Source organism: Stenotrophomonas sp. P5_A9, assembly GCF_056400525.1.
Genome location: NZ_JBFULC010000029.1, coordinates 30,382 through 53,307, shown reverse-complemented (window position 1 = coordinate 53,307; position 22,926 = coordinate 30,382). Strand labels below are relative to the sequence as shown.

Here is a 22,926-nt window from a genome sequence, read left to right as displayed (position 1 = left end):
GTCTTGGAGTCGCCCCATGCTGGACAGCGTCATCAATGAAACCGGCACCGACCCGCAATGGGCGGTGCTGTGGCTGCACGGCCTCGGTGCCGACGGCAACGACTTCGCGCCGATCGTGCCCGAACTGCTGCGCCCGCACTGGCCGGCGATCCGCTTCGTGTTCCCGCATGCGCCGGTGCAGCCGATCACCATCAACAACGGCGTGCCGATGCGGGCCTGGTACGACATCGTCAGCATGGACTTCCGCTCGCGTGCCGACGCCGCCGGCGTGGATGCGTCGGTGCAGGCGCTGGATGCGTTGATCGAGCAGCAGATTGCCGGCGGCATTCCCGCCGAGCGGATCCTGCTGGCCGGCTTCTCGCAGGGTGGTGCGGTGATCCTCAGCGCGGTGCTGCGCCGCACGCGCCCGATCGGTGGGCTGATCGCGCTGTCCACCTACCTGCCTGACCCTGAAAATGCAGCCGCGCAGCGCGCGCCCGACGGCATCCGGCCGCCGGTGTTCATGGCCCACGGCACGCAGGACCCGGTAATCCCGCAGGCGGTCGCCGCGCATACCGCGCAGACCCTCAAGGACCTCGGCTTCCCGCTGGCGTGGCATTCCTACCCGATGGCCCACCAGGTCTGCGCCGAGGAACTGCAGGCGCTGGGTGACTGGCTGGACGCGCGTTTCCAGGCCGCCTGAGCCATGACCGACCCCCGCCAGCTGCCCTGGTTGCCCGAACTGTGCCGCCTGCCGCGGCTGGCGGCGATGCTCGGCCTGGCCGAACTGGTGGTGGTGGTGGTCGCGCTGGCGCCGGACGGCAGCCGTCACTGGCGCCTGTCCGACTTCCTGTCGGCCAGTGGCTTCGCGGTGTGGCTGGCGCTGGCGGTGACGGTATGCCTGTGCGTGGCGCGCACTGCGTTGTCGCGCCTGCCGGAGGCGGTCGGCACTGCGCTGGCGGTGACCATGACCGCATTGATCGCCGCGCTTTGCGCCGGCGTCGTGCATGGCCTGTACGGCGTGCTCGACACCCAGGGGTTCGCCCAGCAGGTCGGGTTCTGGCGCTTCACCCTGGGCAGCGCCACCATGACCGCGTTGATCGTTGCGCTGGCGCTGCGCTACTTCTACGTCAGCGATCGCTGGAGCGCGCAGACCGTGGCCAACGCGCGCGCGCAGGCCGATGCGCTGCAGGCACGGATCCGCCCGCATTTCCTGTTCAACAGCATGAACCTGATCGCCAGCCTGGTACGCCGGGATCCAGTCGTTGCCGAGCGCGCGGTGCTGGATCTGTCGGATCTGTTCCGTGCCGCGCTCGGGGCGGGCGAGGGGGATTCCACGCTGCGCGATGAGTGCGAACTGGCCGAGCGCTACCTGTCGATCGAATCGCTGCGGCTGGGCGAGCGGCTGCAGGTGCGGTGGGAACGCGACGAACCGCTGCCGTGGTCGCTGCCGATGCCACGGCTGGTGCTGCAGCCGCTGGTCGAAAACGCCGTGCTGCACGGCATCTCGCGCCTGCCCGGGGGCGGCACCATCGTCATCGCGCTGTCCTGCACGGGCAACCAGCTGCACGTCCGCGTGCACAACCCGGCGCCGGATCCGCAGGCACGGGCGCTGCCGCTGGCACAGGGCGCCGGCCACGCGCAGCGCAGCATCGCGCACCGCCTGGCCTGGCGCTTCGGCCCGTCCGCGCGGATGACGGGGGCATGGAGCGACGGCTACTATGCCTGCGACATCACCGTTCCGGTGCCCTGAGGAAACAGACGTGAAGGTGGTCATCGCCGACGACGAACCGCTGGCCCGCGAGCGCCTGCGCAGCCTGCTGGCCGAGCAGCCCGGGGTAGAGGTGGTGGCCGAGGCCGAAAACGGCGAGCAGGCCCTGCATGCCTGTGCCGAACTGCAGCCGGACCTGGTGCTGCTGGACATCGCCATGCCCGGCCTGGATGGCCTGGAGGCCGCGCGTCACCTGGCCACCTTCGACCCGCGCCCGGCGGTGGTGTTCTGCACCGCCTACGATGCGCATGCGCTGTCGGCGTTCGAAGCGGCGGCGATCGACTACCTGATGAAACCGGTGCGTCCCGAGCGCCTGGCCGCCGCGCTGGAACGCGCGCGCACCTTCCTGGCCGGCCGCAGCGGGCAACCCAGCGCACCCAGCCAGCAGGTGCGCACGCTGCTGTGCGCACGCCTGCGCGGCAGCCTGCGGCTGATCCCGATCGAAGACATCCATTACCTGCAGGCCGAAGAGAAGTACGTGGTGGTGCACCACGCCCGCGGCGAGGACCTGATCGAAGAATCGCTGAAGTCGCTGGAGGAGGAATTCACCAACCGCTTCGTGCGCATCCACCGCAACTGCCTGGTCGCCCGCCATGAGCTGATCGAGCTGCGACGAAATGGCGCAGGCCAGGTCCAGGCCGTGCTGCGCCATGGCAAGGCGCCGCTGGAAGTGAGCCGCCGCTGCGTGGCCAGCATCAAGCAGGACCTCAAGCACCTGTAAAATGGGGGCATGAAGACCCTGCGCATCGCCACCCGAAAGAGCCCGCTTGCCTTGTGGCAGAGCGAACACGTCGCCGACCGCCTGCGTCAGGCGCATCCGGGGCTGGACGTGGTGCTGGTGCCGATGAGCACCCGCGGCGACGAAGTGCTGGACCGCTCGCTGGCCGCGATCGGCGGCAAGGGCCTGTTCCTGAAGGAACTGGAGCTGGCGATGCTGCGCGGCGAGGCGGACTGTGCGGTGCACTCGCTCAAGGACGTGCCGATGGAGCTGGACGCGCCGTTCGCGCTGCCGGCGATGCTGACCCGCCACGATCCAGCCGATGGCTTCATCTCCAACCTGTACGCCTCGGTGGACGCGCTGCCGCTCGGCGCGCGCGTGGGCACCTCGTCGCTGCGTCGCCAGGCCCAGCTGCGCGCGCTGCGCCCGGACCTGGAACTGCTGGACCTGCGCGGCAACGTCAACACGCGCCTTGCCAAGCTGGACAACGGCGGCTACGACGCGATCGTGCTGGCCGTGGCCGGGCTGGAGCGGCTCGGCCTGGGCAATCGCATCGTGGCCCGGCTCACCGCACCGGCGTGGCTGCCCGCACCGGCGCAGGGTGCGGTGACGGTGGAATGCAACGGCGAGGACGCCCAGGTGATGGCGCTGTTCGCCGCGCTGGACGATGCGCGTACCCGCGCCTGCGTGGAAGCCGAGCGTGCGATGAACCGCGCGCTGCATGGCAGCTGCCATGTGCCGGTGGCCGGCTTTGCCCAATGGGAAGGCGAAGATCTTTTCCTGCAGGGCCTGGTCGGCGGCGTGGCCGATGGGCGCACCGTGCGTGCCGAGGCGCGTGGCCCGGGCAGCGATCCGGAGGGATTGGGGCAGTTGGTGGCGCGTGGGCTGCTGGACGGTGGCGCGGGTGAACTGCTCGCGGTGTGAGGGGCGCGCTCAGCCGACCAACGGTCGGCTCTACGAGGTGTCGGCAGCCGACCAACGGTCGGGTTTACGGGGTGTCGGTAGCCGACCAACGGTCGGCTCTACGGGGTGTCGGTAGCCGACCAACGGTCGGCTCTACGTTGACGCCGGGCTTGGGGGCGCGGATGCGCCCACGGCCGTCACTTGAACTTGTACACCACGTTCATCGTGGTCAGCGTGTCGGTCTTGCGCTTGTCTTCGGCCACGTCGCTGTTGTAACGCGCCTGCCAGCCGGCCTTCAGCGCCAGGTGCTCGTTCATGCTCACCGACACGCCGAAATCGTTCTGGCCGAAGGTGTTGTACGAGCCCGATTCGACCAGCAGCGTGTTGACCAGGTCGGTATTGGGGGTCAGCGAATACTTGACGTCGAACAGGCCACGACCGATCAGGCCGGTGCGGGTGGCATCGTCTTCGGTGTTGTGCGTGCGACGCACACCGGGGCCGATCTGTGCGTCCATGTAGAAGCGGTCGCCTTCCACCAGCCGGGTGCCGTAACCCAGACCGAACGAGCTCTGCCGGTCGTAGGTGGCGAAATCATCGCGCTCGTAACGCACCGTGGCGGTCAACTGGCGGTGCTCGCCCAGCTGCAGCGCGCTGCCGGCACTGCCGGTATAGCGGTTGGCGGTGGTGTTGCTGCGCTTGATGGTGGAGCCGTCGTCGTTGGTTTCAATGTATTCCGAACGCGAACGCAGGCCGAACAGGTCCAGGCTGTGCACCCAGTCGTCGTCGGTGTAGCGCAGGCGCAGGCGGCCGTTGGCGCTTTCGGTGTTGCTGTTGCCGCGCGCCGAGGCGAAGCCGAATTCACCACCGCTGCCGCTCCATGGCGAGGTCATCGCGGCCGGGTCGGTGGTGTCCTGTGCGAAGGCCACAGGGGCACACAGCAGCAGGGGAACAAGCAACGAGACGCGCAGGGACATCAACGGTTCTCCGGATCGAACGGTGGGGGACGGGCAACGGGGAATGATACTTGATGCGTCCCGCGCGTAATTCCGCCATCGCCCCGTGCTTTAGCAGGGGTTCGGGCAGATCGCCTGTTCAGGGTAGTTCGATGCGCAGCGTGGGGTCATCGAAACGCGCGTAGCGCAACGTGATCCGGTAGGTCTGCCCATGGGTCTGGCCATCGCGCTCGATCTGCACCGGCAGGCCCTGTGCGTTGATCCAGTACAGCATCCCGTCCGGCGCGGCGCTGGCGTGACGCACGCGGTACTTGTGCGCCGGCTGCCCGCCGATGGCCTCGGTGCCAAGATCCTCCACCTGCAACTGGGCCGGGGCAAGATCGGCCGGCAGCGGGTTGCGCCACTGCGCCAGCAGGCCGGGTGGCACCGGCACCTGGCGCACTTCACCGGCACGCTGCAGGAAGAAGGTGTCGCCGATGATCAGCTGCGGGCCGTCGTCGGTCTGCAGCCGGTAGCGGTCCGGGGCGACGAAGTCCATCGTGGTCTCCACCGTGCGCGGCCCCTGCATGCGCAGGGTGGCGTGGAAGCTGCGCAGCTGGCCGAAACGCTGGCTGGCACTCAGCACCGCCTGCACCGGATCGACCGCGACCGGCACCGTGCCCGGCGCCGCAGGCGCGGCCGTGGCCGCCGGATCGGCGCTGCCCCCGCAGCCGGACAACAGCGCGGACAGGAGGATGGCAGCGGGCAACAGGCGCATGGCAGGCGGCAACGGGTGGGTTTGGGGCCCTCACGATAGCCCAAGATGCGGCCAGAGCCGCCACAACGACGGCGACTCGGACATAATCGGGTCATGGACCGATATGAACGCATCAACGCCCTGCATCGTCTGCTGAAGTCCGCGCGCTATCCGGTGACGGTGGCGACCCTGCAGGAAAAACTGGAGTGTTCCCGCGCCACCGTCTACCGCGACCTGGCGTTCCTGCGCGATGCGCTGATGGCGCCGGTGGAGGGCGACGGCGAGGCCGGCTTCCGCTACCAGGACGACGAGAGCGACCGCTTCGAACTGCCGGGGCTGTGGCTCAGTTCCGAAGAGCTGCATGCGCTGCTGGCCTCCCAGCATCTGCTGGCGCGGACCGGTGGCGGCGTGCTGTCCTCGGTGCTGGCGCCGCTGCAGCAGCGCATCGAAGGCCTGCTCGCGGCCCAGGCCGGGGTCTCCACCTGGCCGGTCGACCGGGTCCGGGTGATCCCGCACCGTGGCCGCAAGTTCGACGAAGCCAGCTTCCGTGCGGTGGCCTCGGCGGTGCTGGAGCGCAAGCAGCTGGCCTTCGAATACCGCGCCCGCTCCACCGATGAGGCGACCAAGCGCACGGTCTCGCCGCAGCGCATGACCCACTACCGCGACAACTGGTACCTGGACGCCTGGGACCACGGTCGCGAGGGCCTGCGCAGCTTCGCGGTGGACCGCATCTACAAGGCGCGGGTGGTGGACACCGTGGCCCGCGATGTCGATGACAACGAACTGGACGAACAGCTGGGCGCCAGCTACGGCATCTTCTCCGGCCCGCCCAAGGGCTGGGCCACGATCGTGTTCAGTGCCAAGGCCGCGCGCTGGGTGGCCGACGAACACTGGCATTCCAAGCAGCAGGGGCGCTTCCTGGCCGATGGTCGCTACGAGTTGAAGGTGCCTTACAGCGTCTCGCGCGAGCTGCTGATGGACGTGCTGCACTACGGCTCGGATGCGGAGATCATCGAGCCGGTGATGCTGCGCGAACAGGCCAAGGCGCTGCTGGCGCTGGCGTTGACCAACTACGAGTAACGGCGCGGCGGGCGGACGCCCGTCCGCTTGGCTCATGCCCGCCGGTCATATGGCTATGGATACCGCACGGCCGGGGCGTACGGTATGGTTGGGCGCTATCGATGCCCCGGATACCGCCCCCCATGAAGAAGACCCTGCTGCTCCCGCTGCTTGTCGCCGCGCTGGCCCTGTCCGCCTGCGGCAAGCCCAACGCCGATTCCCAGAAGCTGGTGGTGGCCGCCACCGCCGTGCCGCATGCTGAGATCCTGGCGGTGGTCAAGCCGATCCTGCAGAAGGAAGGCCTGGAGCTGGACGTGCGCGTGTTCAACGACTACGTGCAGCCCAACGACCAGCTGGTGCAGAAGCAGGTGGACGTCAACTACTTCCAGACCGAGCCGTACCTGGACGCCTACAATCGCGACCGCAAGACCGATCTGGTCAAGGTCGTGGGCGTGCATATCGAGCCCTTCGGTGCGTACTCGCGCCGCTTCAAGTCGCTCGATGAAGTGCCCACCGGCGCCGACGTGGTGATTCCCAACGATCCGAGCAACAACAGCCGCGCACTGATCCTGCTGCACAAGGCCGGCCTGATCACGCTGAAGGATCCGACCAACGCCCTGGCCACCCAGCGCGACATCATCGCCAACCCGAAGCAGCTCAAGTTCCGCGAGCTGGATTCGGCGATGCTGCCGCGCGTGCTCGACCAGGTCGACCTGGCCCTGATCAACACCAACTACGCACTGGATGCCGGGCTCAATCCGACCCAGGATGCACTGGCGATCGAAAGCAAGGAATCGCCGTACGTGAACTTCCTGGTCGCCCGCCCGGACAACAAGGACGATGCCCGCGTGCAGAAGCTGGCCAAGGCGTTGACCAGCCCGGAAGTGAAGGCCTTCATCGCTGAAAAGTACAAGGGCGCGGTTCTGCCGGCGTTCTGATCCAACGGCGGGCCGACCCACGGTCGGCCCCTACCGCCGGTCGCGAGCTACCAGCGCGGCAATGATCGACACCGCGTGCGGCGTCACCCCACCCGGAACCCCATCGTGGCCTGTACCGCCTGCTGCCAGCCGGCGTACAGCGCCTCGCGCTGGTCCACCGCCATCTGCGGCATGAAGCGCCGGTCCACCGCCCACTGCGCGGCGATCTCTTCCCGGCTGCCCCAGAACGCCGTGGCGAGCCCGGCCAGGTAGGCCGCGCCCAAGGCAGTGGTTTCAGCCACCTGCGGGCGCACCACCGGCACGCCCAGGATGTCGCTCTGGAACTGCGCCATGAAGTCGTTGCCGATCGCACCGCCATCAGCGCGCAGCTCCTTCAGTTCGATTCCGGCATCGGCCTGCATCGCGGCCAGCACGTCGCGGGTCTGGTAGGCCATCGATTCCACCGCCGCGCGGATGAAGTGTTCCTTGCTGGTGCCTCGGGTCAGGCCGAACATCGCCCCGCGCACATCGCTGCGCCAGTACGGCGCGCCCAAGCCTACGAAGGCCGGCACCAGGTAGACCCCGCCGGTGTCGGGCACGCGTTCGGCATAGGCCTGGCAGTCGCTGGATTTGCCGAACATGCGCAGCCCGTCGCGCAGCCACTGCACCACCGAGCCGGCGACGAAGATCGATCCTTCCAGCGCGTACTCGACACGCCCGTCGATGCCCCATGCCAGCGTGGTCAGCAGCCCGTTGTTGGACACCACCGCCTTGTTGCCGGTGTTCATCAGCATGAAACAGCCGGTGCCATAGGTGTTCTTGGCCATGCCCGGTTCGAAGCAGCCCTGCCCGAACAGCGCCGCCTGCTGGTCGCCCGCGATCCCGGCGATCGGGATGCGCTGGTCGAAGAAAAACTGCGACTGGGTGCTGGCATACACCTCGCTGGAGCTGCGCACCTGCGGCAGCATCGCGCGCGGGATATCCAGCAGCTGCAGCAGCTGCTCGTCCCAGTCCAGGGTGTGGATATTGAACAGCAGCGTGCGCGCGGCATTGCTGTAGTCGGTGACGTGGGTGGTGCCACCGCTGAGGTTCCACACCAGCCAGCTGTCGATGGTGCCGAACAGCAGCTCGCCACGTTCGGCGCGGGCCTGCGCACCGTCCACGTGATCCAGGATCCAGCGGATTTTGGTGGCCGAGAAATACGCATCGATGAGCAGGCCGGTCCGCTCGCGCACCAGCGGTTCGTGGCCTTCGGCCTTGAGCCGTTCGCAGATGGCATGGCTCTGCCGCGATTGCCAGACGATGGCGTTGTGGATCGGCTGGCCGGTGGCCTTGTCCCAGACCACGGTCGTTTCGCGCTGGTTGGTGATGCCGATGGCGGCGATCTGGCGCGCGTGGACCTGCTCGCGGTTGAGCAGCTCGGTCAGGGTGGTATAGACGCTGGTGAGAATCTCGCGCGGGTCGTGCTCGACCCAGCCCGGTGCCGGAAACAGCTGGGCGAACTCGCGCTGTGCACTGCCGACGATGCGGCCGCTGCGATCGAACAGGATCGCGCGGGAACTGGTGGTGCCCTGGTCGATGGCGAGCACGTACTGCTTGTCCATGCCTTGCTCCGTACGACGAATCGAGGTGACGCCACAGCCTACGCCATCGCCGCCAGGCGGTGCTGCAGGTACTGCGCCAGCGCGTCGCGTTGCGCTGCGTCCAGGCGCAGGCCCAGCCAGGTACGTCGCCAGAGCAGGTCGTCGAGCTGGCGTACCCATTCGTGGCCGATCAGGTAGTCGACCTCGCGCTGGTAGAGGCCCGCACCGAAATGCGTGCCCAGCTGCGCCGGCGTGGTCGCCGACCCGAGCAAGGTGGACGCGCGCGTGCCGTAGCGCCGCGCCAGGCTCGCCAGCAGCGTCGCCTGCTGGTTCGGATAGAGCGACTGCAGGCGCGCCAGCACGGTGGGCGCATCGCCGCCATCGCCACCGGGCAGGGTAGGCCCGCTGGCGGTCCAGGCCGGTTCGCTGCGTCCCAGTACCGGCCCAAGCTGGTCGACCGCTTCTTCGGCGAGGGTCCGGTAGGTGGTGAGCTTGCCGCCGAGCACGCTGAGCAGCGGCGCCTGGCTGGCGTCCAGCTGCAGGCGGTAGTCGCGGGTGACGTTGGCCGCCTCATGATGGTGGTCGGCCAGCAGCGGGCGGACCCCGCTGTAGGTCCAGACCACCTCGGTCGGTTGCACGGGTACGCGCAGCCAGCGGTTGACCGCCTCGCACAGGTAGGCGACCTCACTGTCGGCGGCCTGTACCTGCGCAGGATCGCCGTGGTAATCCACGTCGGTGGTGCCGATGAGGGTGAAGTCCTGTTCGAACGGCAGCACGAATACGATGCGTTGATCCGGTTGCTGCAGCAGGTAGGCGCTGTCGTGCGCGTACAGGCGCGGTACAACGATATGGCTGCCCTGGACCAGGCGCAGGCCGATCGGCGCATCCATGCCGGCGCGTTCGAGCAGATTGCCGGCCCACGGTCCGGTGGCGTTGACGACGGCGCGGGCGCGCAACCGCTGCACGCTGCCATCGGCGCTACGCAGTACCGCCCACCAGTGATCGCGGTGGCGGATGAGCTGTTCGCAGCGGGTGCGCACGCGGATCTGCGCGCCGCGTTCGTGGGCGTCCAGCGCATTGAGCAGCACCAGGCGGGCATCGTCGACGCGGGCATCGGCGTAACTGAAGCCGCTGCGGAAGCCGGGCTGCAGCACGGCGCCGCGCGGGTCGCGACGCAGGTCCAGTCGTTGCGAGCGCGGGAATGCGGCGCCAGCGTGGCCGAGGTGGTCATACAGCCACAGTCCGGCCTGCAGCATCCAGCCGGGGCGCAGGTGCGGGGCCTGGGGCAGGACGAACTCGGTGGGGACGACCAGGTGCGGGGCGAGGCGGTGCAGGACGCTGCGTTCGCGCAGGGCTTTGCGGACCAGGCCGAACTCGCCGTACTGCAGGTAGCGCAGGCCGCCGTGGATGAGTTTGGTGCTGGCGCTGGAGGTGTGCGCGGCAAGGTCGTCCTGTTCGCACAGGCACACCGACCAGCCGCGGCCGGCCGCGTCCCGGGCGATGCCGGCGCCATTGATGCCGCCGCCGATGACCAGCAGGTCGAGCATCGGTTCCGTTCCGGTTCCTTCCATCCCCGTCCCCGGTAGTGCGATGCCCGCAGTATCGGGGGTGGCGGGACAAGGGCGAATGAAAGGTGTTTTTTTGTTTTTTCGAGGCAAAGGCCGAAAGCTAAAGGCCAAAGGCAGTGCGCCGGCTATCCAGGCAGGGCAGGGGCCTGTGAGTTTGCAGGACACGCCGTAAACCCATCCTTGGGGGCTCGTTCCCCGCATCCATGCGGGGCACGGTCCTGCAAACTCACAGGCCCCTGCCCGTCGATAGTTCGGCGGTGGCCTTGGCAAGGCGACAAGCGGATTTGGGGTTGCTCTTCGTATGGCGACCGGCCAACTGTCTAGGACTGGTATGGGTGGGCTGGCGGGACCGTGCCCCGCATGGGCCCGACGCATGCGTTGGGCGGGTTGGGCAGGACGCCCAACCCGGGCCTTGCCGCGTGCGCGGGATTGCGTACGCGAGCAAGCGGGTAACGGGCCCGCCAACCCACCTATGCCAGTTCAGCCAGTACGGGCGAGCGATCCGGCGAATTCGATCTGCGCAGTGGCGCGGCTCATCCAAGATCCGACGACAGCGAAGCCCGAAAACGACAACGGGCCCGCGAGGGGCCCGTTGAGTACTGCATTGAACGCGTGTGGCTGGCGCTTAGAAGCGGGCGCCGATGCCGAAGCCCACGGTCCACGGATCCAGCTTGGCCTTGTCGCCGGTCTTGTCACCGTTGACGGTCAGTTCCGGACGCGAATGCATGTAGCGGGCATCGGCGCGGGCAAACCAGGTGCTGTTGATGTTCATGTCCACGCCGACGGTGCCGATCGCGCCCTTGGCGGTCTTCAGACCGATGTGGCCCACGTCACTGGCCAGGTCTTCATTGCTGAAGTTGGACTCGTAGTAACCCGCGCCCACGAACGGACGGAACACGTTGTCGGCCTGGCCGAAGTGGTACTGGCCGCTCAGCGCGATCGGCTGCTGCTCGACCGTGCCCAGGCGCGCACCGTCGGTGCCGCGCACGCGGTGGTCGAACTTGTCGGCAGCGCCCCACAGCTCAACGGCCCAGTTGTCGTTGATGTAGTAGCTGAAGCTCAGGGTCGGGGCCGGACCACCGTCCACCTTGCGCACGCCGTCGAGCGGATCGTTCTTCGGCTGCAGCAGCGAGACGCCGCCGACCACGGCAAAATGCTTGCCCGACGCGGTATCAGTGGTGGAGTCCTGCGCGAATGCGGCCGGTGCGAAGGCCAGTGCGGTCAGGGTTGCCAGGGTCAAAGTGCGGATGGAGCGCATGGGGGAATCTCCTCAGGATGTTTTTGTTCTGGTCCCCGTTGTTCCGGGGCGAGGCAAACGTAGTCCCCACAACATGAATCGAATCCGACGCGCGTTAAAATTTAGTTTGTTCCGTTCAGCGAACAGCAGAAAAGCCCTGCAAAATCGGCAATTGTTACGCTGGAGGATGTTCATGCACCTGGTGGAGATGTGATGGAAGAATCGACCTGCATCGGCTTTCCCGCGCAGGTGTCCGGGGATTGTCGTGTGCTGGTGCTGGGCTCGATGCCCGGGTTGGCATCGCTGCAGGCCGCGCAGTACTACGCCCATCCACGCAATCGTTTCTGGCCGCTGATGCAGGTGTTGTGTGGTGTCGATGCGGCGTTGCCGTATGCAACGCGCATCGCCGCGTTGAATGCCAGCGGCGTCGGCCTGTGGGATGTCATCGGCCAGTGCCGGCGACGTGGCAGCCTGGATGCGTCGATCGTGCGGGGTAGCGAAGTGCCCAATGCGCTGGGCGCACTGATCGCCACGTTGCCGCAGTTGCGCGCGGTCGCCTGCAATGGTGGTACCGCGCACCAGGCCTTCCAGCGTTTCGTCGCGCCGACGTTGGCGCAGACCGGCCGGCCGCTGGCGATCTGGTCGTTGCCCTCCACCAGCCCGGCCAACGCGGCCTGGCCGCTGCCGAAGCTGCAGGCGGCATGGCAACCGCTGGCCGATGCACGGCGGCCGTAAGCGGCTGACTCCGGCGCGCGGCGGCGGACAATACGGTACCGACTGGAAAATACTGCTTCGTGCTGTACCAAGCGCAAGCCGGGCAAAGCAGGCCGCTGCAACAGGTTGTCCCGGGACAGGGGGCGCAAAAGTTCGCCCAGCCGGTTGGCGCTGACGCCTCCTGCCCCCACAATAGGCGATTCCCTACACCAGATTGCCGGAGTTATCCCCATGGCCGAAATCAAGGAAGCACTTGTCCCCGATATCGGTGACTACAGCGATATCCCGGTAATCGAGGTGCTGGTCGCCGTTGGAGACACCGTCAAGAAGGACCAGGGCCTGGTCACGCTGGAATCGGACAAGGCCACGATGGAAGTGCCGTCCTCGGTGGCCGGCGTCGTCAAGGAGATCAAGGTCAAGGTTGGCGACAATCTGTCCGAGGGCAAGGTCGTTGCCCTGATCGAAGTCAGCGAAGGCCAGGCCCAGCCGGCCGCTGCCGCTGCGCCGGCCCCGGCGGCCAAGACCGAAGCGGCCGAGACCGCGACCAAGGTCGAGCCGGTCGCCACCACCGCCGAGCCGGACAAGCTGGCCGCCCGCGATATCGAGCAGGCCGCCGCCAAGGCGACCCAGCCGGCCCCGGCCGCTGCCGCTGCCGCACCGTCCGCCGGTGCCCCGAGCAGCCCGCCGGTGCAGTTCAATGCCGACAGTGTGCTGCCGCAGAAGGTGCCGTATGCCTCCCCGGCGGTGCGCGTGTTCGCCCGCGAGCTGGGTGTGGACCTGAACCAGCTGAGCGGCACCGAGAAGGGCGGCCGCATCACCAAGGGCGACGTGCAGAAGTTCGTCAAGTCCGCCCTGACCGGTGGCGGCGCAGCGAGCGGTGGCTCCGTTGCCGCCGGCGGCGGCCTGAACCTGCTGGCCTGGCCGAAGGTCGACTTCAGCAAGTTCGGCGAGGTCGAGGTGCAGCCGCTGTCGCGGATCAAGAAGATCTCCGGCGCCAACCTGGCCCGCAACTGGGCCATGATTCCGCACGTCACCCAGTTCGAACAGGCCGACATCACCGAGCTGGAAGCCCTGCGCGTGGCGCTGAACAAGGAAAACGAGAAGGCCGGCATCAAGCTGACCATGCTCGCCTTCCTGGTCAAGGCCAGCGCCGCGGCGCTGAAGAAGTTCCCCGAGTTCAACGCCTCGCTCGATGCCAGCGGCGAGAACCTGACCCTGAAGAAGTACTTCAACATCGGTTTCGCCGCCGATACGCCGAGCGGCCTGGTCGTGCCGGTGATCCGCGACGTCGACAAGAAGGGCGTGGTGCAGATCGCGCAGGAATCGGGCGAACTGGCCAAGAAGGCGCGCGACGGCAAGCTCGGCCCGGCCGACATGAGCGGCGGCTGCTTCTCGATCAGCTCGCTGGGCGGCATCGGTGGCACGGCGTTCACGCCGATCGTCAATGCACCGGAAGTGGCCATCCTCGGCGTGTCCAAGTCGTCCATCCAGCCGGTCTGGAACGGCAAGGAGTTCGCGCCGAAGCTGATGCTGCCGCTGTCGCTGAGCTACGACCACCGCGTGATCGACGGCGCGCTGGCCGCGCGCTTCACCACCTACCTGTCCCAGGTGCTGGCCGACATGCGGCGCGTCCTGCTGTGAGGCAGCGCCTGGCAGTGATGCTGATGCTGGCGGTGCTGCCGGCGTCGCAGGCGGTCGCGGCGGAATGCGCGTCCGGCCTGGGGCGCGGCTGGCCGCCGGCCGTTGGCAACTATGGCCAGGCAGTGGAAACCCTGTTCGAGGGCAAGGCGCAGCCGGCGCTGTCGTTGGTGACCCTGCCCAAGAGCGGGGTCGAGACCGGCGTGGCGCTGCTGCCCGGTACCCAGGAAGCGGAATGGACGCTGCGTTTCAGCCGCGCCGACAAGCGCGTGTACAACTGGAACAACAGCGCCCGTGGTGGCGGCCTGGAACTGCGCGTGGACCAGTCGCCGGACCAGTACCAGGTCAGCATTCCGGCCGCGTTGGCGCAGCGGCTGCTGCGCAGTTGGCAAGCCGCGCTCGATGCGGCGGTGCCGGTTGATCGCAAGGCCGCGGTGCTGGACGGTGAAGTGCTGTCCTTCCAGGTGGATGGGCAGCGTTTCAGTGGCCCGCGCCCGGAGTGCGGCAGCGGCAGGCTGATGATGAAACAGGTGGCGCTGCTGATCGAAGCCAGCGACACCAAGGAAAAGAAGCTCGACCGTCGCTGGAAAGATCTGGACGAGTCGCTCGACGAACTGCAGCAACTGCTCGCCGGCAAGGCCGGCTGAGTCCCAGGAGAACAACAATGGCCGCAATTGAAATCAAGGTTCCCGACATCGGCGATTACAGCGGTGTCCCGGTGATCGAACTGCTGGTCGCCGTGGGTGACACGGTGAAGAAGGACCAGGGCCTGGTCACGCTGGAATCGGACAAGGCGACGTTGGAAGTGCCGTCTTCGGCGGCCGGCGTGGTCAAGGAAATCAAGGTCAAGCTCGGCGACAACCTCTCCGAAGGCGACGTGGTGCTGCTGCTGGAGGCCGAAGGTGAGGCCGCCGCACCGGCCGCACCGGCCAAGGCCGACGCGCCCAAGGCCGAGGCATCGGCCAGCAAGCCGCCGGTGACCCCGTCGCACCGCGCCCCGGCCGAACCGGCCGCACCGCAGCCGGCGCTGTCCTCGGGCAAGCCGGCCGACATCGAATGCAAGATGGTGGTGCTCGGCGCGGGCCCGGGCGGCTACACCGCCGCCTTCCGGTCGGCCGATCTGGGCGTGGACACGGTGCTGATCGAGCGTTACGCCAGCCTCGGCGGCGTCTGCCTCAACGTCGGCTGCATCCCGTCCAAGGCGCTGCTGCATGCGGCGGCGGTGATCGACGAAGTCGCCCACGCCGGTGATTTCGGCGTGGAGTTCGGCAAGCCGACGATCACCCTGGACAAGCTGCGCGGCTACAAGGAAAAGGTGGTCACCCAGCTGACCAAGGGCCTGGCCGGCATGGCGAAGCAGCGCAAGGTGCGCACCGTGCAGGGCCTTGCCAGGTTCGTCTCGGCCAACGAGCTGGAGATCGTCGGCGACGACGGCAAGACCCAGCTGCTGCGCTTTGAGCAGTGCATCATCGCCGCCGGTTCGCAGGCGGTGAAGCTGCCGAACTTCCCGTGGGACGACAAGCGGGTGATGGATTCCACCGATGCGTTGGAACTGGCCGACGTGCCGGGCAAGCTGCTGGTGGTCGGCGGCGGCATCATCGGCCTGGAAATGGCAACGGTGTACGCCGCGCTGGGCAGCAAGGTGACGGTGGTGGAGTTCATGGACCAGCTGATGCCGGGCGCCGACAAGGACCTGGTCAAGCCGTTGGCCGACCGCTTGAAGAAGCAGGGCGTGGAGGTCTACCTGAAGACCAAGGCGACCGACGTCAAGGCCGACAAGGCCGGCGTGACGGTGTCCTTCGAGGCGGCAGTGGACGGCGAGAAGCCGGGCCTGGAAGCAAGCGCCTTCGACCGCGTGCTGGTGGCCGTGGGCCGTTCGCCGAACGGCAGGAAGATCGACGCCGAGAAGGCGGGCGTGCAGGTCACCGACCGTGGCTTCATCCCGGTGGACCGTCAGATGCGCACCAACGTGCCGCACATCTTTGCGATCGGCGACATCGTCGGCAACCCGATGCTGGCCCACAAGGCCACGCACGAGGGCAAGCTGGCGGCCGAAGTGGCTTCGGGCGAGAAGAAGGAGTGGGTGGCGCGGGTGATTCCGTCGGTGGCCTACACCAACCCGGAAATCGCGTGGGTGGGCGTGACCGAGACCGAGGCGAAGGCCAAGGGCTTGAAGGTGGGCGTGGCCAAGTTCCCGTGGGCGGCCAGCGGTCGTGCGATCGGTATCGGTCGCACCGAGGGCTTCACCAAGCTGATCTTCGACGAGGAAACCCATCGTATCGTCGGTGGCGCGATCGTGGGCGTGCACGCCGGCGATCTGCTGGCCGAGATCGGTCTGGCGATCGAGATGGGTGCGGAGGCCGAAGACATCGGTCACACCATCCACGCGCATCCGACGCTGAGCGAATCGGTGGCGATGGCGGCGGAGATCTACGACGGCACGATCACCGATCTGTACATGCCGAAAAAGAAGTAACCGGCGGGTCGCCGCCATGGGTGGTGACGCTGCTGCAACGAAAAACCCCGGCGAAAGCCGGGGTTTTTTGTTGGTTCTTCTCCCACTTGGGGGAGTGTCTTGTTGCAAGGCCGTCGCCGCGTGAGCACGACGCTACCCGGGTGGCCGGGTGCACAGGCTGTTTTGGCATCTCCGATCGGGCTGGTCGCGAGCGTGAGGGCCCGGTAGCAGCCGGTACGCCCCTGGCGCAAATGTCCCCCGGCCGCGAGCGGCTCTTCCCCCGGTCGAAGTCTGTGATCCGCTCACTGTCGCTTGGGCGGCGCGGCTATTTTACCGGTGCGGGATCCGGCAAACGGCGGGCCAACGCGAGCGATCGACAACGAGCCACAGCTCTCATTGCAATTTGTTGCATGGACCGCGACTACCGGCACGGTGCAAAGTTCGACCCCCTCGCTGTGATGCGACTCGAATCACAACTCAAACCAGCAGCTGGTCACACATCTTTCACCACCTGGGGTGGCCAACTACGCCCACCTTCCGTAGCCACGCTGACTGAGCGTTGCGATTGCGATGGAAGTTGAGTGGCCGTGTGCTATCCCCCGACCCCGGAGAACGTTCATGAAAGCCCCTGCCTCCAGTGCCCTCGTTCACGCCCCACTCGCTCCGTGTCTTCTTTCAACGGCACTTCTGCTGTGCATTGCTGCACCTGCACAAGCTGGCGTGGTCAGGGACGGCGCCTCCCGAACGGTGACAGCAGCCGACCCCAGCGAGGACTGGGATGTGTTCAATGGATCGACGCTGATCCTTCAACCTGGCGCGGCTGCCGGCTTTGTTTCGATACGCGATCAAAGCCAGTTTACGGCCACGGATGCGCAGCTTGCGGGCAACATCGACGGGGACGCCGTGTTGAGCGTCGTCAACTCCAGCGCGGTCATGACCCGCAGCAACGTGCGTAACGGCACCGGCTTTGGGGTGTCGCTGGGAACATTACTGCCTGGCCCTGCAGCGTCCCTGTCTTCCATGAGCCTGGACTCCTCAAGCGTTGAGGGTGTTGGAGCCGGAGCGCTGGTAAATGGTTACGGCCAGTTGACACTGTCCAGTTCAACTATGACGGGGACCATAGACGCAAGCCTGCCAGGCGGGACCCGTAATGGCGTGGGGCTGCAGCTGGAAGTTGGCGGTGTCACCGCCCAGAATGGATCCACCGTGCGGGGTGACCTTCATGGTGCATACCTTGCATCAAATCAGCTCGCAGGCTTTACGCCCCAGGCTTCCACCCTCACGGTGGATGCTTCACGCATCGAAGGCCTCTCCGGCAGCGCGATCTACATTGGTTCCAGTTTCGCCAACGACACCGACGTGGACATTACGCTGCGGAACAATGCCGAGCTCATCGCAGGCAACGGCGTGCTGATTGATATCACTGGAAACACCGCAAATCCCGCGCTCAATGTCCATGCTGACGTCATGGTCGACGACAGCCGGTTGGCCGGGGATATCCGCGCAGGGGCGGGAACCACCGGTTCGCTAGCGCTGACAGACAATGCAGCCCTCATCGGTGGAATCACTGGCGCCATGGATGTGGCGATCAGCCAGGGCGGCCAGTGGCAGCTTAACAAGAACAGCGATGTTGCCTCGCTGAATGTTGGCAGCGGTGGCATCGTGTCCCTCGGGCAGGGCACTGCCTTCCAGACGCTCAACGTGTCCGGCGACTTCACCGGCGCTGGCGGCACGCTGGTGTTCAACACCGTGCTCGCAGGCGATGACGCTCCCTCTGACAAGCTGATCATCGGCGGCGACACCAGCGGCCAGACCAACGTTCGCGTCAACAACGTGGGCGGGGCCGGTGCGCAGACCGTCAATGGCATCCAACTGATCACCGTGGGCGGCACATCCAATGGACAGTTCGACCTGGCCGGCCGTGCGGTGGGTGGCCAGTACGAGTACTTCCTGTTCAAGAACGGTAACAACTGGGTCCTACGCTCGGAACTCCCGACCACGCCGGACCCTTGCGATGTCGATCCATCGCTGCCGGGGTGCACGCCGGTCGATCCGCCAGTTGACCCGCCCGTCGATCCGCCCGTCGATCCGCCCGTCGATCCGCCGGTGCCCGTGCTGCGCCCGGAACCGGGTGCCTACCTGGCCAACCTGCAGGCAACACAGACCATGTTCCGACTGGGTTACCACGAGCGCAACGCGGGCCAGAACAGCGGCCGTGGCTGGGCGCGTGTGGATGGCGCCCGCACCGGTTTCGATGCCATCAGCCAGCAGCTGGACGTTCGTGGCAACAGCCAGTCGATAAGCGTGGGCGCAGATGTGTGGCGCAACGAGAGCGGCAGCAGCGCGGGCCTGATGCTCTCCAGTGGCAATGCCACCAGCACCTCCACCAATGCCCTGAGCGGCTATTACGCACGTGGAAAGGTGAAGGGCGAAGCGCTCGGTGTATATGGCACGTGGCGGGCCGGTAATGCCGACGATACCTACGCCGGTTTCTACCTGGACGGCTCGGTACAGCGCGCCCAGTTCCGCAACCGCGTGGAGGGTGTGGCGCTTGAAATGGAGCGCTACGACACCCGCGGTTGGCAGGGCGCAATCGAAACCGGCTACGCCTTCCGGGTCTCGCGTAACCCGACCGGCGGCATCTTCCTGGAGCCGACGCTACAGGTGGGCTACAACCGCTGGGACGACCTGCGCCACACCGAAGCCAATGGTACGGTGGTGACCACGCAGGATGCCGATGGCCTGTACGGCCGTGCCGGTCTGCGGCTGTCCGGCGTGACCCGCTGGGGCAACGGCGCCGCCGATGTGCAGCCCTACATCGCCGCCAACTGGCTATACACCCGCGCCGAATCCCAGGTGTGGATGGACGATGAGCGCGCGGACGCACGGATTCCGCGTACGCGCGCGGAAGTGAGTGCGGGTGCTTCGTTGAAGTTCGCCAACGGCTTTGGCGCTTGGACCGGGCTGGCGCGTCAGCAGGCCAGCGGCTACCACCAGACCAGCGCACAACTCGGCATGAGCTACAGCTGGTAACGGCCTGATTGAAGGCGGGGAAGAGGCCGGCGTCTGCCGGCCTTTTTTTGCGTTCTTGCCCCGTCCTGATCTGGGGGAAAGGGGCACGGCCGCCCCCGCCAGATTTGTGGTTGTCGAGAAGACAGACCTATCGGACGTACGGGTTCGCGATGGATGCGTTTGCGATCCAGAAGGGGCATCGTTCGCCACCGTGGTGGTCGACCCATCGCGCAGGCACGCGCTATGGGTCGGTCGAGGACGCCGCCGCGCTGACGTTCGCCCTTTCTTCGCGCTTCTCGGCAGGGCCGGTTGAGAACGTATCCAGGCCGCAGCGATGGACAGGAATGCGGCCTTTGATGTGTGGAGGCCCCTTGCAGACCATCTTTCTGCGCAAAGACGACTTGAAGCGGCTGTGGGCTACCGAAGCCAACGCTGGGCAGAGAAGGTCTTGCGGTCWGGGAAGCATCGCGGCGCCGCGAAGCGTCGACCCGACGCGCTCCTCCCAGCGGCTACCGGAGCGTGGCCAGGGTATCCGCACCCGACACTCGACCAGCCGGTCCTTGCTCCACCCTGATCAGGCACACAAAAAAACGCGGCCCCCGATGTTCCGGGGGCCGCGCTCGGAGAGATCGCCTGGAAAAACTCAGAAGACGAAGCTGACGCCTGCCACCGGGCCCTTGAACTCCTGCTTCAGACCGATCGTGCCGTCGCTGCCGCTCTGGTCCACGTCCAGCTTGAACCAGTCGTAGCCGGCGAACRGGCCGAAGTTCTTGGTCAGGCGGTAATCCACGATCGCATTGGCGCGGGTCAGGTCACCGTCGTAATCATCGAAGTTGCCCCACTTGGTGTTCAGGTACTGGCCCTGCACCGTGATCATCCACTTCTCGGACGGGTTGAAGCTCATGCGCGCACCCACCACCGGCGCCACACCGTCGGCCTTCTCATCCAGGAAACGGCCCTGGTACAGATCACCCACGTCGGCATAGGCCTTCGTGCTCACCTTGGCGTACTCGGCACCCAGCTGAAGGCCGAGATCGAAGGTATCGGTATCCACCACCGAGTAGTCGTACACCAGGCTGGCAACCTGATACTTCAGCTCACCCTTGATGAAACTGCCGGCCGGCACGGACACGTCACCGAAGCTCACGCCGTCATCCAGCGTCTCGCGGCGGTCCTTGTCGTACTTGAAGTAGTTGAACAGCAGGCGCTGACGGTCGCTGATGCGGAACATGCCGTCGATGCGCGGTTCCCATTCCTTGCCACCCAGCTTGAAGTCTTCGGAGAAGCCCACGTCCTGGCCGGCCACGTTGCTGTTGCCGCGGATCGTGTTGTCCGAATCGATGTTCATCGCACCCAGGCGCAGCGCGAAGCGGTCATCGCCCTCGGCAGCGCTGGCGGTGTTGGCATGGGTCAGCGCGGCCATGGCCAGCGGCAGGGCGAGGAGGGAAAGCGTCAGGCGCATCGGTGTGTGTCCTTGCAGTGGTTCATTGATGTGCCGACACTCTGCCCAGTGCCGCGTCCACCATTCGTGAACGTATGGTGGAGGGAGTGTGTACCGTTCATGCAACAGCCTGTGCCGCCGGGCGGGTGGGGTGGCCGCGACCGGCGTCGGAATGCGTTTGAACCGCTGCGGACCGGTCCCCGATGGGTACCGGAACATCGGAGGCCGGTCCCACCAAAGAAAGTGGCCCCGGAGAGAGCTCGGGGCCACTTTGGGGAGCAGACCTGCGCTTGGGGCGCCGACGAGGATCGAAAAGTGCAGGTCGATGTCTGTGACCGGGCGCTGCGACCAAAGTTCAATATGCTGCATCGCAACAGGCCAAGAGCCTGACAGGGCCACGATTGGACCGCCGGTGGACCGCAAAATCTGTGGCGATGCAGCAACTTGCAGACATCCGGGATGAACAGGGGGCGGTTGTCTCGCAAATTGTCCCGTTGCTATAATTTGGCGGCTCGACGGGGCGCTTGCTTGCGACCCCGGCCTTTCTACTTACGATCAAGCAGGACATACGTGTGCTGAACTCCGTTGATTCGGGTCGGCGACTGATGCTGCGCGCAGCGGTTTACCCGCTGGCTGCAGTGGCTGTCCTGGCCCTGGCCTTCCTGCTGCTGGCAGGGCAGAAGTCCGCCCTGGGAGCGCTGGTGTCAGGCGTGGCGGTGTCGGCAGGTGGTTGGGTTGCCGCACGGATGGCGCTCAGTGGTGGGGTACAGGCGGCCGGTTCGGCGCTGGCCCGGCTGATCGTGGCGGTGGTGGCAAAGTGGGTGCTCGTTTTCGGCGTCCTGATGGTGGGGTTCCTGGTCTTCAAGCTGCCTGCATTGGCGCTGCTGGCCGGTATCGCCGTCGGGTTGATGTTCCAGGTCCTGGCTCTGGCCAGGCGCTGATCCAATTTATTTAACTTAAGGTTCCGGACACATGGCAGGCGAGGCGCTTACTCCCACCTCCTACATCCAGCATCACCTGCACAACCTGACGATTCATATGCAGGAAGGTGGTTTCTGGGCGATCCACGTCGACACCATCGTGACCTCGGTCCTGATGGGCCTGTTGATGGTGTTCGGTTTCTGGATGGCCACCCGCAAGGCCACTGCCGGCGTTCCGGGCAAGTGGCAGGCGTTCGTGGAAATCTGCCTGGAGTTCGTTGACCGCCAGGCCAAGGACACCTACCACGGCACCAGCAAGCTGGTGACCCCGATCGCGATCACGATCTTCTTCTGGATCCTGTTGATGAACCTCATCAAGATGATCCCGGCCGACTTCATCGCGCTGCCGCTGGAAGCCCTCGGCGTGCCGTACTGGAAGCCGGTTCCCACCGCCGACGTCAATGCCACCCTGGGCATGTCGATCAGCGTGTTCTTCCTGATGCTGTTCTTCGCGCTGCGCTCCAAGGGCCTGGGTGGTTTCACCAAGGAATTCCTGACCGCGCCGTTCGGCAAGTGGCTGATGCCGTTCAACCTCATCCTCAACATCGTCGAGTGGCTCAGCAAGCCGATCTCGCTGGCGATGCGACTGTTCGGCAACATGTTCGGCGGCGAAATCGTCTTCCTGCTGATCTGGGTGCTGGGCGGTGCCGGCATTGCCGGTGCCATCGCGGGCGGCGCATTCGGCCTGGGCTGGATGCTGTTCCACCTGCTGGTGATTCCGCTGCAGGCTTTCATCTTCATGATGCTGTCGATCGTGTACCTGAGCCTGTCGGAAGACAGTCACTGAGTTTCGCTTCACCCTTCATCCGTTTCATTACCCTTAGCAACTTAAGTTCCTGGAGATAACCATGTACTTCGCCGTCCTGACCAACTTCGCCCAGATTCAGAGCTCCACCGCCCTCGCCGTCGGCATCATGATCGGCTTGGCCGCGCTGGGTGCCGGTCTCGGTCTGGCCATCATGTCCGGTAAGTTCCTGGAGTCGGCCGCTCGCCAGCCGGAACTGATCCCGGTCCTGCAGGTCCGCATGTTCATCACCGCCGGCCTGATCGACGCCGCGTTCATCATCTCGGTCGCCGTCGGCCTGCTGCTGGCCTTCGCCAACCCGCTGTCGCAGGCGCTGCTGGACCAGGCCAAGCTGGTTGCTGGCTGATCCATTGAAAGCGAACGATCAGGCGCCGCGTGCGCCTGATCGCGGATGAAGGAACGGCTGCGCCGCCGCAGGCGGCGCAACCACCCCATCACCCCAGATTGAGCGAACCCC

The 22,926-nt window shown here is 66.3% G+C and carries 20 protein-coding genes; 14 read left to right on the top strand and 6 right to left on the bottom strand.

The window, feature by feature from the left end; genetic code table 11:
* Positions 1-16 precede the first annotated feature (16 nt).
* The 4 genes from AC1DR7_RS11155 to hemC are packed head-to-tail and all read left to right on the top strand — an operon-like array spanning position 17 to position 3,392.
* A complete protein-coding gene (locus AC1DR7_RS11155; RefSeq protein WP_457318528.1) occupies positions 17-682 on the top strand; it encodes an alpha/beta hydrolase in 666 nt (221 codons plus the stop codon).
* A 3-nt stretch (positions 683-685) separates the two neighbouring features.
* Complete coding sequence (locus tag AC1DR7_RS11150; protein WP_256777409.1) at positions 686-1,732, top strand: sensor histidine kinase; 1,047 nt, start codon at positions 686-688, stop codon at positions 1,730-1,732.
* Between the two features lie 10 nt (positions 1,733-1,742).
* The gene (locus AC1DR7_RS11145) at positions 1,743-2,471 is read left to right on the top strand and encodes a response regulator (RefSeq protein ID WP_256777410.1); all 729 of its coding nucleotides are present in this window, start codon (positions 1,743-1,745) and stop codon (positions 2,469-2,471) included.
* A 9-nt stretch (positions 2,472-2,480) separates the two neighbouring features.
* Positions 2,481-3,392 (top strand): hydroxymethylbilane synthase, encoded by a 912-nt coding sequence (gene hemC, locus AC1DR7_RS11140; protein ID WP_457318530.1) that lies wholly within the window; start codon positions 2,481-2,483, stop codon positions 3,390-3,392.
* A 176-nt stretch (positions 3,393-3,568) separates the two neighbouring features.
* Here the strand turns inward: hemC and AC1DR7_RS11135 are convergent, their stop codons facing one another.
* Both AC1DR7_RS11135 and AC1DR7_RS11130 read right to left on the bottom strand, forming a co-directional pair.
* Entirely contained in the window at positions 3,569-4,345 is a 777-nt protein-coding gene (locus AC1DR7_RS11135) for a DUF481 domain-containing protein (RefSeq protein WP_256777412.1), read from the bottom strand.
* Between the two features lie 118 nt (positions 4,346-4,463).
* Positions 4,464-5,081 (bottom strand): LolA family protein, encoded by a 618-nt coding sequence (locus tag AC1DR7_RS11130; protein WP_457318531.1) that lies wholly within the window; start codon positions 5,079-5,081, stop codon positions 4,464-4,466.
* A 93-nt stretch (positions 5,082-5,174) separates the two neighbouring features.
* Between AC1DR7_RS11130 and AC1DR7_RS11125 the strand changes: the two genes are divergently transcribed.
* The gene (locus AC1DR7_RS11125; RefSeq protein WP_256777414.1) at positions 5,175-6,140 is read left to right on the top strand and encodes a helix-turn-helix transcriptional regulator; all 966 of its coding nucleotides are present in this window, start codon (positions 5,175-5,177) and stop codon (positions 6,138-6,140) included.
* 122 nt (positions 6,141-6,262) lie between these two features.
* Entirely contained in the window at positions 6,263-7,057 is a 795-nt protein-coding gene (locus AC1DR7_RS11120; protein ID WP_457318532.1) for a MetQ/NlpA family ABC transporter substrate-binding protein, read from the top strand.
* An 83-nt stretch (positions 7,058-7,140) separates the two neighbouring features.
* Here the strand turns inward: AC1DR7_RS11120 and glpK are convergent, their stop codons facing one another.
* From glpK to AC1DR7_RS11105, 3 genes are all read right to left on the bottom strand, one after another.
* Positions 7,141-8,640: a glycerol kinase GlpK gene (gene glpK / locus AC1DR7_RS11115; RefSeq protein ID WP_457318533.1), complete on the bottom strand. Its 1,500-nt coding sequence runs from the start codon at positions 8,638-8,640 to the stop codon at positions 7,141-7,143.
* A 38-nt stretch (positions 8,641-8,678) separates the two neighbouring features.
* A complete protein-coding gene (glpD, locus tag AC1DR7_RS11110) occupies positions 8,679-10,166 on the bottom strand; it encodes a glycerol-3-phosphate dehydrogenase (RefSeq protein WP_478052664.1) in 1,488 nt (495 codons plus the stop codon).
* A 646-nt stretch (positions 10,167-10,812) separates the two neighbouring features.
* Entirely contained in the window at positions 10,813-11,445 is a 633-nt protein-coding gene (locus AC1DR7_RS11105) for an OmpW/AlkL family protein (protein WP_256777566.1), read from the bottom strand.
* 192 nt (positions 11,446-11,637) lie between these two features.
* Between AC1DR7_RS11105 and AC1DR7_RS11100 the strand changes: the two genes are divergently transcribed.
* The 5 genes from AC1DR7_RS11100 to AC1DR7_RS11080 all read left to right on the top strand — a co-directional run bounded on the left by AC1DR7_RS11100 (position 11,638) and on the right by AC1DR7_RS11080 (position 19,264).
* Positions 11,638-12,159, top strand: a complete 522-nt coding sequence (locus AC1DR7_RS11100) for a DNA-deoxyinosine glycosylase (protein ID WP_478052194.1) — start codon at positions 11,638-11,640, stop codon at positions 12,157-12,159.
* 105 nt (positions 12,160-12,264) lie between these two features.
* Positions 12,265-13,779 (top strand): dihydrolipoyllysine-residue acetyltransferase, encoded by a 1,515-nt coding sequence (gene aceF / locus AC1DR7_RS11095; protein ID WP_457320947.1) that lies wholly within the window; start codon positions 12,265-12,267, stop codon positions 13,777-13,779.
* The gene (locus AC1DR7_RS11090; RefSeq protein ID WP_457320946.1) at positions 13,776-14,423 is read left to right on the top strand and encodes a hypothetical protein; all 648 of its coding nucleotides are present in this window, start codon (positions 13,776-13,778) and stop codon (positions 14,421-14,423) included. The genes aceF and AC1DR7_RS11090 overlap by 4 nt, the downstream gene beginning before the upstream one ends.
* A 17-nt stretch (positions 14,424-14,440) precedes the next feature.
* Positions 14,441-16,252 (top strand): dihydrolipoyl dehydrogenase, encoded by a 1,812-nt coding sequence (gene lpdA, locus AC1DR7_RS11085; protein ID WP_478051790.1) that lies wholly within the window; start codon positions 14,441-14,443, stop codon positions 16,250-16,252.
* Positions 16,253-16,849: 597 nt separating this feature from the next.
* Positions 16,850-19,264 carry an autotransporter family protein gene (locus AC1DR7_RS11080; protein ID WP_478051791.1) on the top strand — a complete coding sequence of 805 codons (2,415 nt, stop codon included), beginning with the start codon at positions 16,850-16,852 and terminating at the stop codon, positions 19,262-19,264.
* Between the two features lie 622 nt (positions 19,265-19,886).
* Here AC1DR7_RS11080 and AC1DR7_RS11075 read toward each other — a convergent pair.
* Positions 19,887-20,705: a hypothetical protein gene (locus AC1DR7_RS11075; RefSeq protein ID WP_478076489.1), complete on the bottom strand. Its 819-nt coding sequence runs from the start codon at positions 20,703-20,705 to the stop codon at positions 19,887-19,889.
* A 551-nt stretch (positions 20,706-21,256) separates the two neighbouring features.
* Between AC1DR7_RS11075 and AC1DR7_RS11070 the strand changes: the two genes are divergently transcribed.
* The 3 genes from AC1DR7_RS11070 to atpE all read left to right on the top strand — a co-directional run bounded on the left by AC1DR7_RS11070 (position 21,257) and on the right by atpE (position 22,815).
* Entirely contained in the window at positions 21,257-21,625 is a 369-nt protein-coding gene (locus AC1DR7_RS11070) for a hypothetical protein (RefSeq protein ID WP_256776897.1), read from the top strand.
* A gap of 31 nt (positions 21,626-21,656) precedes the next feature.
* A complete protein-coding gene (atpB, locus tag AC1DR7_RS11065) occupies positions 21,657-22,451 on the top strand; it encodes a F0F1 ATP synthase subunit A (RefSeq protein WP_256776898.1) in 795 nt (264 codons plus the stop codon).
* A 61-nt stretch (positions 22,452-22,512) separates the two neighbouring features.
* Complete coding sequence (gene atpE / locus AC1DR7_RS11060; protein ID WP_256776899.1) at positions 22,513-22,815, top strand: F0F1 ATP synthase subunit C; 303 nt, start codon at positions 22,513-22,515, stop codon at positions 22,813-22,815.
* Positions 22,816-22,926 lie beyond the last annotated feature (111 nt).

Bases quoted from the DNA above. Each gene is read 5' to 3' on its own strand.
- AC1DR7_RS11155 (WP_457318528.1), top strand. From the start codon at position 17: ATGCTGGACAGCGTCATCAATGAAACCGGCACCGACCCGCAATGGGCG.
- AC1DR7_RS11150 (WP_256777409.1), top strand. From the start codon at position 686: ATGACCGACCCCCGCCAGCTGCCCTGGTTGCCCGAACTGTGCCGCCTG.
- hemC (WP_457318530.1), top strand. From the start codon at position 2,481: ATGAAGACCCTGCGCATCGCCACCCGAAAGAGCCCGCTTGCCTTGTGG.
- AC1DR7_RS11135 (WP_256777412.1), bottom strand. From the start codon at position 4,345: ATGTCCCTGCGCGTCTCGTTGCTTGTTCCCCTGCTGCTGTGTGCCCCT.
- AC1DR7_RS11130 (WP_457318531.1), bottom strand. From the start codon at position 5,081: ATGCGCCTGTTGCCCGCTGCCATCCTCCTGTCCGCGCTGTTGTCCGGC.
- AC1DR7_RS11125 (WP_256777414.1), top strand. From the start codon at position 5,175: ATGGACCGATATGAACGCATCAACGCCCTGCATCGTCTGCTGAAGTCC.
- AC1DR7_RS11120 (WP_457318532.1), top strand. From the start codon at position 6,263: ATGAAGAAGACCCTGCTGCTCCCGCTGCTTGTCGCCGCGCTGGCCCTG.
- glpK (WP_457318533.1), bottom strand. From the start codon at position 8,640: ATGGACAAGCAGTACGTGCTCGCCATCGACCAGGGCACCACCAGTTCC.
- glpD (WP_478052664.1), bottom strand. From the start codon at position 10,166: ATGCTCGACCTGCTGGTCATCGGCGGCGGCATCAATGGCGCCGGCATC.
- AC1DR7_RS11105 (WP_256777566.1), bottom strand. From the start codon at position 11,445: ATGCGCTCCATCCGCACTTTGACCCTGGCAACCCTGACCGCACTGGCC.
- AC1DR7_RS11100 (WP_478052194.1), top strand. From the start codon at position 11,638: ATGGAAGAATCGACCTGCATCGGCTTTCCCGCGCAGGTGTCCGGGGAT.
- lpdA (WP_478051790.1), top strand. From the start codon at position 14,441: ATGGCCGCAATTGAAATCAAGGTTCCCGACATCGGCGATTACAGCGGT.
- AC1DR7_RS11080 (WP_478051791.1), top strand. From the start codon at position 16,850: ATGAAAGCCCCTGCCTCCAGTGCCCTCGTTCACGCCCCACTCGCTCCG.
- atpB (WP_256776898.1), top strand. From the start codon at position 21,657: ATGGCAGGCGAGGCGCTTACTCCCACCTCCTACATCCAGCATCACCTG.
- atpE (WP_256776899.1), top strand. From the start codon at position 22,513: ATGTACTTCGCCGTCCTGACCAACTTCGCCCAGATTCAGAGCTCCACC.